Source organism: Aestuariivita boseongensis (genome assembly GCF_001262635.1).
Lineage (GTDB): Bacteria > Pseudomonadota > Alphaproteobacteria > Rhodobacterales > Rhodobacteraceae > Aestuariivita > Aestuariivita boseongensis.
Map to the genome: position 1 here is coordinate 17,818 of NZ_JXYH01000020.1, position 12,913 is coordinate 30,730.

Here is a 12,913-nt window from a genome sequence, read left to right on the forward strand (position 1 = left end):
GTGACAGCTGCTTTCCACCTTGTTCATGCTTCATTTACGGCGTCAAGAGGTCGCAAATCATGTATGGTCACTGGCCTCATGCTTTCGTATAAGCTGGCTCCCTGACGATCAGCCTGATGGAGATCAAACCGATGAGCGAGTGGCAAAAATCCGATTGGCGCAAAAAGCCCCGGGTGCAGATGCCTGACTATACCGACGCGGCGCTTCTTGCCGAGGTGGAAGGTCAGCTGTCCAAATATCCGCCGCTCGTCTTTGCAGGCGAAGCGCGGCGGCTGAAGTCGCAGCTGGGCGAAGCCTCGCGGGGGGAGGCGTTTCTGCTGCAGGGCGGCGATTGCGCGGAAAGCTTTGAGCAGTTCAGCGCGGACGCCATTCGCGACACCTTCAAGGTGATGCTGCAGATGGCGATGGTGCTGACCTATGGCGCCAAGGTGCCGGTGATCAAGGTGGGCCGCATGGCGGGCCAATTCGCCAAGCCGCGCAGCGCGCCGACCGAGACCGTGAATGGCGTGGAACTGCCCAGCTATCGCGGCGATATCATCAACGAATTGGCTTTCACGCCCGAGGCGCGCATTCCCGACCCGCGCAAGATGCTTCAGGCCTATACCCAGGCCGCGGCCACGCTGAACCTGCTGCGCGCGTTCTCCACGGGCGGTTTTGCCGATATGAGCCGGGTGCATTCCTGGACGTTGGGTTATACCGACAGCGAAAAGACCGAACGCTATCACGAGATTGCCAGCCGCATTCAGGACACCATCGACTTCATGGCCGCCGCCGGCATCACCGCCGACACGACCCATGAGTTTTCGACCGTCGAATTCTATACCAGCCATGAAAGCCTGCTGCTGGAATATGAAGAGGCGCTGACACGGCTTGACTCCACGTCTGGCAACTGGCTGGCGGGCTCGGGTCACATGATCTGGATCGGCGACCGCACCCGTCAGCCTGACGGGGCCCATGTGGAATTTGCCCGTGGCGTGCTGAACCCGATTGGCCTGAAATGCGGGCCCTCGATGACCAGCGAAGACCTGAAGCTGCTGATGGCCAAGCTGAACCCGCAGAACGAAGCGGGTCGGCTGACGCTGATTGCCCGTTTCGGGGCCGGTTCGGTGGGCGATCACCTGCCGCGCCTGATCAAGACCGTGCAGGAGGAAGGGGCCAATGTGCTTTGGACCTGCGATGCGATGCATGGCAACACGATCAAATCCTCGACCGGGTACAAGACGCGGCCGTTCGAATCCGTCCTGCGTGAAGTGCGCGAGTTCTTCGAGGTCCACAGCGCCGAAGGCACCATTCCCGGCGGCGTCCATTTCGAAATGACGGGCCAGGACGTGACCGAATGCACCGGCGGCATCCACGCGGTCAGCGACGAGGATCTGTCCGACCGGTATCACACCGCCTGCGATCCGCGTCTGAATGCCAGCCAATCGCTGGAGCTGGCCTTCCTTGTGGCCGAAGAACTGACCCGCCGCCGCAACGACTCGCCCAACCGCGCGGTGGGCTAGGGCCTGCATTCCGTCGGTATTGCCAACCGCCCGCGCATCCCGGTGCGCGGGCGGTTTCGCGTCTGGATGTCACGTGGCGGCCCCGGCTCAACCGCAAATGGTTAACGAAAGCTGGACAAATGCGGCCTTTCCGTGAAAGCTGTCGCACAAAGAGCACGTGAACAGGCCTGTGAACAAGAACCGCGCATTAAATGACGCGGGCAGGCCCAAGGGAACATAGGCAGGCACCATGGCAGCAGAATTGGCTCAAGAACTCCGTCCCGCAACAGACCCCGGACCTTTGGTTCAGGCCGATCTGGCCACCGAAGATGTGGGGCTGGTCGATTTCGCGAAAAAGGCCGGGAAGAACATCTTTTCCGTGATCCCCGATGCGACACGCACGCAGACCTATCTGAAGGGGCCTGCGAATATGCATTATGTCTGCGACCCGGAGATGGTCACCGATCTTCTGGCCGGTGTCGGGCGGCGCTTTCCCAAATCGCAATTCACCCATAACGTGATCGGCCCTGCGGTGGGTAATGGCATGATCCTGTCCGAAGGGCAGAAATGGAAAGACCAGCGCCATCGCTATGCCCCGCTTTTTGCCGCGCGCAACCTGCCGGTGCTGACCGCCCATTTCGCCCAGACGGGCGAGGAACTGGGCACGTTCTTCGCCAATGCAGGCGGCAAGGTCGATGTGGCCGATGCCGCGCAGGAGGCGACGCTGACCAATATCAGCCGGGTCATGTTTTCCGGCAATGAGGCGGTGTCGAAACAGGAAGTGCGCAACGCCATGCGCAGCTTTACCGATTACATCAGCTATATGTCGCTGTTCGATCTGATGGGGCTGCCGAAATGGGTGCCCCGGAAGAAATGGCTGAAAAGCAAGGAACCGATCCGCGCCCTGCGCAAACTGGCGCGGGATGTGATCGAAACCCGCCAGGCCAAGCGCCGGGAGGTGGCTGAAGATTTCCTCGACCTGCTGATCGAGGCGCTGGAAAGCGACCGCGAGGATATCGACACCACCGTCGATAACCTGCTGACCTTCGTGGCGGCGGGGTATGAGACCTCGGCCAATACGATCGCCTGGGGGCTTTACCTGCTGGCTATGCATCCCGACGCGCAAGCCGCGATCCGGCAGGAGGTGCTGAAAGCCTGCCCGTCAGGGCCCATTGCTTATGAAGATCTGCCGAAAATGCCGCTGTTGCAGGCTCATGTGAAGGAAACGCTGCGGCTGTATCCGGCGGGCGCGCTGTTCGCGCGCGACGCGACCGAGGAAACCACGATCAAGGATGTCACCTTCAAGAAGGGCGACGTGATCATGTTCCCGGTCTATTCGCTGCATCGCAATGAAAAGCTGTGGGAGGATGCGCAGGCCTATCGCCTGGACCGCTTCCTGAACCAGACCTATCCGCGCGGGCAATATATCCCCTTCGGTGACGGGCCGCGCATCTGCATCGGCGCCCAATATGCCGAGGCCGAGATCATGGTGCTTCTGGCGTCGGTCCTGCGCAGGGTGGTCTTTACCATGTCAGACGCGCCCATGCCCGGGCTGAACCTGACCTTTACCATGCGCCCCGGCGGGCCGATCCTTCTGAACGCCATCGCGCAGGGCTGATTGTTTCGGGTGGCGCAACAGCGCTGCCCGATTTGTCAGATTGTTTCACAAATCCGAATAACCCCCTGACGCGCGATGATAATCGTCGCGCGCAGGTCGGTGCGATTCCGGTAAATATTCACGCATTTGTCATCTTTCCGCCCGTTTCCGAACCTACCCCAGTGATCGGGGCAATTACCAGTTTGGCCTGCGGATCCGTCGGCAGCCTTTCGGTACGGAAAAAGGGATGTCGGGAATGGCAACGGAATTGCTGGTCACAGCACAGTATGCGGAAGACGCGGACGCGATGTTCGAAAAGGCAAGCTCTTTTGCCGATATGATCGAGGTGACGCGCAAGATCTCGAGTTATGAAGGTCTGCCGGCCTTGCCCATGGTGCAGGGGCGCACCTATCGCACCAATGTGAAGGTCTTCGGCCTTCTGGAAACGAAAGACTATGCCATCCGCATCGACACGCTGTGCAAGACCATGCGCCGCATGCAGTCCAGTGAACACAGCGAAAAGGTCAAATCCTGGAAACACACTCTGGATGTGATGCCCCATGGCGAGGGCAGCATCTGGACCGACCGTGTCTGCATCGACGCGGGCTGGAGCACGCCCTTGCTGGTGCGCTATGCGCGCTTCATGTATCTGCACCGCCACACGCAGCGCGGCGCACAGTCAGTGACGGCGGTTATCCAGAAATCGCCCCGGATCTATCTGCCGGATGTGGCGGCCTTTCAGGCGCGCGACTGAATGAAGAACGCGCTGTAAACCACTTGCAGCGCGTTATTTTCCGGTGATCTGCACCGGCTCTTTCCCGTTGGGGTAAACCAGCCCGGCCGAGATCACCAGCTTGGCGGCTTCCTCGATCGACATGTCCAGCTCGATCACGTCATCCTTGGGAAAGAACAGCAGAAAGCCCGAAGTCGGGTTGGGCGTGGTGGGCACAAAGACCGACACCATGCCACTGTCGACCCCTGTGCGCGCGGCCACCTCGCCCTTGGTATCGGTCGAGATAAAGCCAATCGCCCAGATGCCCCGGCGGGGATATTCGATCAGGCAGGCTTTCTCAAACGACCGTTCGGATTGGGCGAAGACCGTCTCGGCGATTTGCTTGATCCCGGAATAGATCGACCGCACCACCGGTGTGCGTTCCACCAGGCTTTCCGCCCAGCGGATCAGCGATCGGCCCAGAAGGCCCTTGGCCACCCAGCCGACGATGATCGTGAAGATCAGGAAGATGATCACGCCCACGCCGCGCAGGTTGATGCCGATATATTGCTCGGGCCGCAGGTGATAGGGCACCAGCGGCAGCACAAACCCGTCGATCCAGCCCACGACCGTCCAGATCAGCCAGATCGTCAGGCCGATCGGGGCAATCACGATAAGACCGGTCAGGAAAGAGGCACGCAAACCGCCGAACAATCCGGTGCGGCGCGGGGGGTCGTTTTCGTCAAATGGGGTGGTCATCAGGCATCCAGAAGCACTTCGATCTGGAACCTAGGGATTTATTCAGGCGGCTACAATGGCGCTTGCGTCGCAGGCTGCATGGAATCTCAGCTTTTGCCCAAGGCTTGGGCAATTCGCGCAGCCAGCCATGCGTTGTGGCGTACCAGCGCGATATTGGCGGTCAGCGACCGGCCTTCGGTCAGCTCGAAAATCCGCTGCAGCAGATAGGGCGTGACCGCCTTGCCGGTGATCCCGTGGCGATCCGCATCCGCCTGCGCCTTGGCGATGATCGGGGCCAGGGTGGCGGCGGAAATCTCATCGGCTTCAGGGATCGGATTGGCCACAAGCTGCCCGCCGGGCAGGCCCAGGGCGGCGCGCATCCGGTGGGCATCGGCGATCTGCTGCGGATCATCCATGCGCAACGGCGCGGGCAGGCCCGAGCGGCGCGACCAGAAGGCGGGAAACTCATCCTGACCCACGGCGATGACCGGCACGCCCAGGGTTTCCAGCACCTCAAGCGTTTTGGGCAGATCAAGAATGGCCTTGGCCCCTGCGGCTACCACGGTGACCGGGGTTTGCGCCAGTTCCTGCAGATCGGCCGAGATGTCAAAGCTGCTCTCGGCCCCCTGATGCACGCCGCCGATCCCGCCGGTGGCGAAAACGGCGATGCCTGCCGCATGTGCGGCGATCATGGTGGCGGCCACGGTTGTCGCCCCGGTGCCGCCCGTGGCCATGCAGGCGGCCATATCGGCACGGCTTAACTTGGCGACGCCCTTCGATTGCCCCAGCGCGTCAAGCTGCCCGTCGCTGAGCCCGATATGCAGATGGCCGCCGATCACCGCGATTGTGGCGGGCGTGGCCCCTTCGGCGCGGATATCGGCCTCCACCTGCCGGGCGACCTCCACGTTTTGGGGATAGGGCATGCCATGGGTGATGATCGTGCTTTCCAGCGCGACGATGGGGGTGGCATTGGCGCGGGCAGCCTCAACCTCTGCCGAAAAGGTCATGGGGATCACAGCGGTGTTTCTCCTGAGACATAGGTGGCCGCGGCGTGCAGGGCCTGGGACAGCGCCGCGTCGCGATCCGCGCCACGGGCTTCAGCCGCGATATGGGCGGCCATGAACGTGTCGCCCGCGCCGGTGACACGGGTGACCAGCACTTCGGGCGGGGTCCGGGTGATCAGCGCGGCCCCGGCGCTGCCTTCACTGGCGGATTTGCCGCCATCGGTGACCAGCACCCGCCGCGCGCCGCGATCCAGAAGGCCCTGCGCGGCCTCGGCCGAACTCGAAAATTCCCTCTGGCAGAGGATCCCGGCCTCTTCCAGGTTCACGTAAAGCGTGCCGCGCGCGTGGTTCACGAAGGGCAAAAGCCGCTCGGCCTTGCCGGGGGAGGCCGGGGCCACCCGCAGATCGGCAAGCGCAAAGGCGGGATCCTGCGCGATCTCTTCCAGAAGCGTCAGGGTCAGGTTGCCGTCGAGCGCGACGAAACCCTCAAAGGGCGCATTGGCGGTGCCCAAAGGCCCATGATGCAGCGCGCGCAGGATCTTGGCCCCGGCGGCTTCCAGCGAATGCGCGTCGGCAATCGCCGCGATCAGCCCGTTCGCGCCTTCGACCGCCATATAGCGATCGGTCGGCAGATCGTCCGAGCGATAGACATGGTCCACATCCATCCCCAGACGCGCGCAGGCTGCGACCAGTTCGGCCCCTTCCTCGTCCTGGCCGATGGCGGTCAGAAGGGTGGGGCGCATCCCGAAACGCGCCAGCGTCATCGCGATATTCATGGCCACACCGCCCGGCAGGCGGGTGATCCGCCCCGGCACGTCCGATCCCTGCCGCATATGGCTGGCGGCCCGGCCGATGATGTCCCACAGGACCGATCCGATACACAGAATGGGAGGCGATTGCGTCATGGCCCGTTATTGGCCGCAATGGCGCGCGCGCGCAAGATCAAGGCATGCGGAATGTCAGCGCGGCCCAAAGCGTTTCCCACACGTCATCCGCGTCTTCCGGGGCCTCGCGCAGGACCACGGCATCCAGCAGGTATTCATGCCCCGGTTTCACGGCGATCCGGGCCCGGCCCGCCGCATCGGTGCGCGTCAGGCTGACGGTGACGGTGCCATCGGGCGCACGCTCAAAGATTTCGACCTGCGCATCGCCGCGCGGTTCGCCCTGATAGAACAGCTGAACCGGAAACCCGCCCGCCAGCGCATCGGTATAGGGGTTGGCCAGCGCCACGAATTCCGTCTCAAGCCCCAGCACGCGGTCGGATCCTTCCGCCTTGCCCACGCCCACCAGCGCCTTGGCATGGCGGGTATAGCGTTCGGAAAACCCGGTCTCGGGCAGGTCGCGGGCCATGTGGCGGGCGCGGATGTCGGGAAAATCCTTGTGATCGGCGAAGGCCTGGAATTTCTCCCATTCCTTGTAGGTGATCGAGGAGGGTGCGGTTTCATGCGCAATCACCAAAAGCCCGTCACCCGGCACCGGCATGTCCAGCACCGGGATATTGCCCATCCGGGGCGACAGCGCCTCGACCCGGTCGCCCAGAACCATGTCGAACCGCTTTGACCGGCGGTCGAAAAAGCCCAGGTTGATCCCGGTGAAGTTTTCGCCATTCTTGAACTGCGCCACCAGATTTTCATTGGCTGACAGTTGATATCTGTCTGGTGCGATCCAGAATTCATGGGCAAGAACGGGCGGTGGCGCCAGTGCGACGGCAAGCGCGGCAAGGATACGGGGACGGAAAATGCTGAAACGGATCATGCGGGAAAAGCTGCGCTTTGTGGCGGTGGTGTCAAGCCTCTGGATGGTTTTTTGCGCCTCGATCGCGCTGGCCCATGAGGTCACGCCCACCATCGGCGATTTCCGCGTTCAGGATGGCCGGATCGAGATGGAACTGCGCCTGAATGCCGAGGCCTTCGTGGCGGGCATCGACCTTGACGGCATGGCAGACACCAATGACAGTGACCAGTCCGATGTGTATGACGACCTGCGCGCGCTGGAGCCCGAGGCGCTTGAGCCGCGCCTGCGCGCCTTCATGGAAAGCTGGCTGCCCCGGATCGGGATGGACGCCAATGGGCCGGTCACGCTGCAACTGGATGGCGTGACGGTCGATCCCGTGGGCAATGTCGATCTGCCGCGCCCGTCCTTCCTGCGGCTGAGTGGCGATCTGCCGGATGGCGCGCGGGTGATGGTCTTTACCTGGCCCGACGGCGCCGGCGACATGGTGCTGCGCCAGATGGGGGTGGAAGAACCGTTTACGGGATACCTGGAAGGCGGCCAAAGCTCGGACGCGATCCCGCTGTCGGGCGGCGGGGCGCGGGGAGGTTGGCAAACATTCGTCGATTACATCCCCGTGGGGTTCGACCATATCCTGCCCAAGGGGCTGGATCATATCCTGTTCGTTTTGGGATTGTTCTTTCTCAGCACCCGGCTGAGGCCCCTGATCTGGCAGGTCAGCGCCTTTACCCTGGCCCACACGGTCACGCTGGCGCTGGGGGCGCTGGGGATCGTGAACGTGCCCGGGTTGGTTGTGGAGCCGCTGATTGCCGCCTCCATCGTCTATGTCGCGGTGGAGAACCTGTTTGCCAGGGGCCTGAACCCGTGGCGGCCGGTGGTGATCTTTGGCTTTGGCCTGCTGCACGGGCTGGGCTTTGCCAGCGTGCTGGGGGAATTCGGTCTGCCCGCGGGGCAATTCGTGCCTGCGCTGATCGGTTTTAACGTTGGGGTCGAACTGGGCCAGCTGACGGTGATCGCGCTGGCGTTCCTGGCGGTCGGATACTGGTTTGGCCAGAAAGACTGGTACCGCGCGCGCATCGCCATGCCCGCATCGGTGGTGATTGCCTGTGTCGGGGCCTATTGGTTCGTGGAGCGTGTGTTCCTGTAGGGGCCGTTTTCTTGGAAAGAAAACGGTCCGGAACCTTTCCAAGGTTCCGGTCAGCCCAGAGGGGCCAGCAAGCGCCCCAACTCTCCGGCGGGGTCTGCGTCGCACCAGATCTCATCGCCGATGCCGAAGAAATCGGTGCATGCGGCCAGCCGCTCCACCAGCGCGATATCCAGCGCGCCTTCGGCCACAACCGGCAGCTCAATCATCTCGGTCCACCATTCGAACAGCTCCGGCTCGGCCACGCTGCCATCGCCCAGGGCGCTTTGGCCCACCGGTCCGAAGCTTACGTAATCGGCGCCCGCTTCGCCGGCGGTCATCCCGTCATGGCGTGAGGTGCCGCAGAAACTGCCCACGATCGCATCGGGCCCAAGCGCCTTGCGCGCGGCGCGCACGGGCTTTGCGCCATCGCTCAGATGCACACCGTCCAGCCCGAGCCTTTCGGCCAGCACCACGTGATCGGTGATCACCAGCGCCACGTCGCGCGCGTGGGCCACCTGGCGGCAAACATCCGCCGCGCGCGCGATCCGGTCTTCGTCGCGGGTGGCAAGGTCCAGCCGGATGCAGGCGATCTCATGCGCATCCAGAACGCGGGCAAGCTGGTCGGAAAAGCTGCTCAGCTCAAACTCCTGGGGGGTGATCAGGTAAATCTGTGGCTGCTCGGGCGTGTCCATCGCGTGCCGTCCTTTTGTCTTTCGTCTTGCTCATAGACCATTGCCCGCGCAATGAAAATGCCCCTGGCTGTGCTCTTGCGCTTGGGCCGCGCGCCGCTTAGACCCGCGCGCAACCTGCCACAGAAGGAGGCGCGCATGCCCACACCCGGCCCTCAGCCCGTGATGATCCTGATCCGCCCCCAGATGGGCGAGAATATCGGGGCGGCGGCCCGTGCGATGTGGAATTTCGGGCTGGACCGCATGCGGGTCACCTCGCCGCGCGATGGCTGGCCCAATCAGAAGGCCGTGGCCATGGCCAGTGGCGCGGGCCGTTTGCTGGATGAGGCGCAACTTTTCGACAGCACGGCCGAGGCCATTCACGATTGCACTTATGTCTTTGCCACCACCGCGCGGCAGCGGGACATGACCAAGCCGGTCTTCAGCCCCGAAGGCGCGATGAAACTGGCCGCCGAAAAGATCGCTGCGGGCGAAAAGGTCGGCGTTCTGTTTGGCCCGGAACGCGCTGGCCTGGAGAACGACGACATCGCGCGGGCCAATGCGATCATCACCGTGCCGGTGAACCCGGATTTCCCGTCGCTGAACCTCGCGCAATGCGTGCTCTTGACGGGCTATGAATGGCGGCGTCAGACCACCGAGGTCGTGCATGAGGTGATGGAGCTGGCGGGGTCCGACTGGGCCACGGGCGAAGACAAGGACCGGCTGGGCGATCATTACGAGGAACGGCTGGAAGAGGCCGGGTTCTTCTTTCCCGAAGCCAAGGCCGAGGGCATGAAACGCAACATGCGCAACCTCTGGGCCCGGATGCCGCTGACGCGCGCCGATGTGCAGATGCTGCACGGCATGATGCGCCAGATGGTGCGCTGGAAGGAACGGGGGGACTAGGCCCACCGTACGCAACCCTCAGGCTTTGCTTACCTTTCCGCGCTAGCTTTCCCGGCGTTGCAACACTTGCTGTCGGATTGGCACCCAGCAGTGCGATCAGGACGATGGTTCCTTTTGCGCTTTTCATGTTCGGGCCGGTCTTTCAAACCGTCCGGGCAGACCGTCATCTTTTCAGGCAGGCCTGCCTCCTGACGCCATCCCCCCTTTATCACATGGACACCCTGCCAGAGAATGCTCTGCGCGGGGCAATGCCGCAGGCTTATGCGCTGGACGATCGCCCCCATCAGACATAGGTTCCGCCGTGAACAAAAACGGCAGAGGGTGCAGAGCCCATGAGCGGCAAGCGCAGCATTTTTGAAGAGGTGTCCGAGCAAACGCCGAAACCCGCAGCCCAGCCCGGCCTGATCGACGCAGGCAAGCGCGGCGCACGGGGCGCGATCCGGGTCTGGCTGATGCTTCTTTTTGCTTTGGTCGCGGTGATGATCGCGGTGGGCGGTCTGACGCGCCTGACGGATTCGGGGCTGTCCATCACCGAATGGCGGCCCCTGACCGGCGCGATCCCGCCGCTGACGCCCGAGGATTGGGCGCGCGAATTTGCGCTTTACCAGCAGATCGACGAATGGCGCATCCAGAACCAGTGGATGACGCTTGAGGATTTCAAATTCATCTATTGGTGGGAATGGGGTCACCGGCAACTGGGCCGCGTGATCGGCCTTGTCTGGGCTTTGGGCCTGTTGTGGTTCGCGATCCGTCGCCAGATCCCCACGGGCTGGGGCGGGCGTCTGGTCTTTATCGGCGTGCTGGGCGGTCTGCAGGGCGCGATCGGCTGGTGGATGGTGGCCTCTGGCGTGACGCAAGGCGAAGGGATGGTCGATGTGGCCTCCTACCGGCTTGCCACGCATCTGGGGCTGGCCTTCGTGATCCTGGGCTTCATCGCCTGGTACACCTTCCTGCTGGGCCGGGAGGAGCGTGATCTGATGCAGGCCCGCCGCGCCAAGGAAGCCAAGCAGTTCTCACTGGCCACGGGGCTCATGCATTTCGCCTTCCTGCAGATCCTGATCGGTGCGCTGGTGGCGGGTATCGATGCGGGGCGGTCCTATACCGATTGGCCGCTGATGGGCGGGCAGTGGTTTCCCGCCAGCGCCTTTGTGCTGGAACCCGCCTGGCGGAATTTCTTCGAAAGCCCCGGTCTGGTGCAGTTCATCCATCGGGTGACGGGCTATCTTCTGCTGGTCTTTGGTATCATCGTCTGGCTCAGGGGGCGCAAATCGGCCCATGTGAATACGCGCTTTGCCTTCAACCTGGTGATGTCGGTGCTGGCCCTTCAGGTGGTGCTGGGCATTGTCACCGTGCTTTACGGCGCGCCCTGGCATATCGCCATCGCCCATCAGGTGCTGGCCGTGGTTCTGTGGGTGTCGATCCTGCGGGCGCGGTATCTGTCGGCCTATCCCATCGCAACCTCCATTCGCGGAGCCTGACATGCGTGCATATGACGAGTTGATGGCGTTCGACCGCCAGACCCAGGCTTTGGGCCAGATCGCGGGCCGTCTGGGCTGGGATCAGGAAACCATGATGCCCCGCGGCGCGGCCCAACAGCGGGGTGAGGAGATGGCCGCGATCGAGGCCGTTTTGCACGCCCGCCGGTCCGACCCCCGCGTGGGCGAATGGCTGGAAAAGGCCGAACCGGAAACGGATGTGGAAAAAGCGCAGCTGCGCGAAATCCGCCGGTCTTATGACCGTGCCAGAAAGGTGCCCGAGGCGCTCGCCACGAAGCTTGCCCAACTGACATCCGAGGCGCAGGGCAAATGGGCCGCTGCGCGCGCGGATGAGGATTGGTTCGCCTTCGCCCCGGTTCTGGACGAGGTCGTGGCGCTGAAACGCGAAGAAGGCGCGGCTCTTGCCGATGGCGGCGATATCTATGACGCCATGCTGCAGGACTATGAGCCCGGCACCGCCGCCGCTCAGATCAGCGAGATCTTTGACGCGATGCGCCCGCGGCTTGTGGCCCTGCGCGCGGCCATCCTGGAAAAGCCCGAGCCTGCGGGGCTGAGCGGCACATTTCCTGCCGGCAAACAGATGAAGCTGACGCGGCACCTGGCCAAAACCTTCGGCTATGACATGGGCCGGGGCCGCGTGGACAAGGCGGTGCATCCGTTCAGCTCAGGTTCGGGCGCGGATGTGCGCATCACCACGCGCACGGCGGAAGATGACCCGTTCAACTGTTTCTACTCCACCATCCACGAGGTGGGGCATGCCGCTTACGAACAAGGCGTCGATCCGGCCTATCAGCTGACAGCGCTGGGGCGCGGCGTGTCGATGGGCGTGCATGAAAGCCAAAGCCGGATCTATGAGAACCAGATCGGGCGCGGTGCGGCCTTCACCAGCTATCTTTTTGATCAGGTGACCGAGACTTTTGGCGATATCGGTGTTGCGGATGCGCAGGCCTTTTATGCCGCCGTGAACCGGGTCAGGAACGGCTATATCCGGACCGAAGCTGATGAGGTGCAATACAACCTACACATCATGCTGCGCTACGATCTGGAACGCGCGCTGATGGCAGGCGATCTGCAGGTGGCGGATCTGGAAGCGGCCTGGAATGACCGTTTTGCCGCCGATTTCGGATATGCCGTGGACAAGCCTTCAAACGGGTGTCTGCAGGATGTGCATTGGTCGGTGGGGCTGTTTGGGTATTTCCCGACATATTCGCTGGGCAATGTCTATGCCGGCTGTCTCTATCAGGCGTTGCGCGCGGCCCTTCCCGATCTGGATGCGCAACTGTCAGAGGGCGTCACCGAAAACGCCACCGGCTGGCTGCGGGTGAACCTGCAACGCCATGGCGGGCTGTATGAGCCGCGCGAGGTGATCGAGCAGGCCTCGGGCGTGGCCCCCTCCGAGGGCCCGCTTCTGGACTATCTCGAAGCCAAATTCACTCAGCTTTACGATCTTTGAA

The 12,913-nt window shown here is 63.0% G+C and carries 12 protein-coding genes; 7 read left to right on the forward strand and 5 right to left on the reverse strand.

The features are described 5' to 3' along the window. Positions 1 to 131 precede the first annotated feature (131 nt). The 3 genes from TR61_RS09785 (at position 132) to TR61_RS09795 (ending at position 3,832) form a co-directional block, all read left to right on the forward strand. Entirely contained in the window at positions 132 to 1,502 is a 1,371-nt protein-coding gene (locus tag TR61_RS09785) for a class II 3-deoxy-7-phosphoheptulonate synthase (RefSeq protein WP_050929837.1), read from the forward strand. 229 nt (positions 1,503 to 1,731) lie between these two features. Continuing rightward, positions 1,732 to 3,099 (forward strand): cytochrome P450, encoded by a 1,368-nt coding sequence (locus TR61_RS09790; RefSeq protein WP_050929804.1) that lies wholly within the window; start codon positions 1,732 to 1,734, stop codon positions 3,097 to 3,099. A gap of 235 nt (positions 3,100 to 3,334) precedes the next feature. Continuing rightward, positions 3,335 to 3,832: a hypothetical protein gene (locus TR61_RS09795; protein WP_050929805.1), complete on the forward strand. Its 498-nt coding sequence runs from the start codon at positions 3,335 to 3,337 to the stop codon at positions 3,830 to 3,832. 33 nt (positions 3,833 to 3,865) lie between these two features. Here the strand turns inward: TR61_RS09795 and TR61_RS09800 are convergent, their stop codons facing one another. The 4 genes from TR61_RS09800 to TR61_RS09815 form a co-directional block, all read right to left on the reverse strand. Further along, on the reverse strand, positions 3,866 to 4,549 hold the full coding sequence (locus TR61_RS09800; RefSeq protein ID WP_050929806.1) for a DUF502 domain-containing protein: 684 nt from the start codon (positions 4,547 to 4,549) through the stop codon (positions 3,866 to 3,868). A gap of 86 nt (positions 4,550 to 4,635) precedes the next feature. Then, positions 4,636 to 5,535, reverse strand: coding sequence for a pseudouridine-5'-phosphate glycosidase (locus TR61_RS09805; RefSeq protein ID WP_050929838.1), 900 nt, complete (start codon positions 5,533 to 5,535; stop codon positions 4,636 to 4,638). Positions 5,536 to 5,540: 5 nt separating this feature from the next. Next, positions 5,541 to 6,437: a PfkB family carbohydrate kinase gene (locus tag TR61_RS09810; protein WP_050929807.1), complete on the reverse strand. Its 897-nt coding sequence runs from the start codon at positions 6,435 to 6,437 to the stop codon at positions 5,541 to 5,543. Positions 6,438 to 6,474: 37 nt separating this feature from the next. Continuing rightward, a complete protein-coding gene (locus TR61_RS09815) occupies positions 6,475 to 7,287 on the reverse strand; it encodes a DUF4198 domain-containing protein (protein ID WP_050929808.1) in 813 nt (270 codons plus the stop codon). On the opposite strand from TR61_RS09815, the gene TR61_RS09820 reads away from it, so the two are divergent. Continuing rightward, on the forward strand, positions 7,271 to 8,410 hold the full coding sequence (locus TR61_RS09820) for a HupE/UreJ family protein (RefSeq protein ID WP_157440878.1): 1,140 nt from the start codon (positions 7,271 to 7,273) through the stop codon (positions 8,408 to 8,410). The genes TR61_RS09815 and TR61_RS09820 overlap by 17 nt on opposite strands. Positions 8,411 to 8,460: 50 nt before the next feature. Here TR61_RS09820 and TR61_RS09825 read toward each other — a convergent pair whose 3' ends face one another. Continuing rightward, the gene (locus TR61_RS09825; protein WP_050929810.1) at positions 8,461 to 9,081 is read right to left on the reverse strand and encodes a thiamine phosphate synthase; all 621 of its coding nucleotides are present in this window, start codon (positions 9,079 to 9,081) and stop codon (positions 8,461 to 8,463) included. 135 nt (positions 9,082 to 9,216) lie between these two features. Here TR61_RS09825 and TR61_RS09830 point away from each other — a divergent pair, with 135 nt between their 5' ends. The 3 genes from TR61_RS09830 (at position 9,217) to TR61_RS09845 (ending at position 12,912) form a co-directional block, all read left to right on the forward strand. Next, on the forward strand, positions 9,217 to 9,963 hold the full coding sequence (locus tag TR61_RS09830) for an RNA methyltransferase (protein ID WP_050929839.1): 747 nt from the start codon (positions 9,217 to 9,219) through the stop codon (positions 9,961 to 9,963). Between the two features lie 332 nt (positions 9,964 to 10,295). Further along, positions 10,296 to 11,441 (forward strand): heme A synthase, encoded by a 1,146-nt coding sequence (ctaA, locus tag TR61_RS09840; protein WP_050929812.1) that lies wholly within the window; start codon positions 10,296 to 10,298, stop codon positions 11,439 to 11,441. Between the two features lies 1 nt (position 11,442). Continuing rightward, the gene (locus TR61_RS09845) at positions 11,443 to 12,912 is read left to right on the forward strand and encodes a carboxypeptidase M32 (RefSeq protein ID WP_050929813.1); all 1,470 of its coding nucleotides are present in this window, start codon (positions 11,443 to 11,445) and stop codon (positions 12,910 to 12,912) included. The last annotated feature ends 1 nt before the right edge of the window (position 12,913 follow it).

Bases quoted from the DNA above. Each gene is read 5' to 3' on its own strand.
- TR61_RS09825 (WP_050929810.1), bottom strand. From the start codon at position 9,081: ATGGACACGCCCGAGCAGCCACAGATTTACCTGATCACCCCCCAGGAG.
- TR61_RS09820 (WP_157440878.1), top strand. From the start codon at position 7,271: ATGCTGAAACGGATCATGCGGGAAAAGCTGCGCTTTGTGGCGGTGGTG.
- TR61_RS09785 (WP_050929837.1), top strand. From the start codon at position 132: ATGAGCGAGTGGCAAAAATCCGATTGGCGCAAAAAGCCCCGGGTGCAG.
- TR61_RS09815 (WP_050929808.1), bottom strand. From the start codon at position 7,287: ATGATCCGTTTCAGCATTTTCCGTCCCCGTATCCTTGCCGCGCTTGCC.
- TR61_RS09830 (WP_050929839.1), top strand. From the start codon at position 9,217: ATGCCCACACCCGGCCCTCAGCCCGTGATGATCCTGATCCGCCCCCAG.
- TR61_RS09795 (WP_050929805.1), top strand. From the start codon at position 3,335: ATGGCAACGGAATTGCTGGTCACAGCACAGTATGCGGAAGACGCGGAC.
- ctaA (WP_050929812.1), top strand. From the start codon at position 10,296: ATGAGCGGCAAGCGCAGCATTTTTGAAGAGGTGTCCGAGCAAACGCCG.
- TR61_RS09805 (WP_050929838.1), bottom strand. From the start codon at position 5,535: ATGACCTTTTCGGCAGAGGTTGAGGCTGCCCGCGCCAATGCCACCCCC.
- TR61_RS09800 (WP_050929806.1), bottom strand. From the start codon at position 4,549: ATGACCACCCCATTTGACGAAAACGACCCCCCGCGCCGCACCGGATTG.
- TR61_RS09810 (WP_050929807.1), bottom strand. From the start codon at position 6,437: ATGACGCAATCGCCTCCCATTCTGTGTATCGGATCGGTCCTGTGGGAC.
- TR61_RS09845 (WP_050929813.1), top strand. From the start codon at position 11,443: ATGCGTGCATATGACGAGTTGATGGCGTTCGACCGCCAGACCCAGGCT.
- TR61_RS09790 (WP_050929804.1), top strand. From the start codon at position 1,732: ATGGCAGCAGAATTGGCTCAAGAACTCCGTCCCGCAACAGACCCCGGA.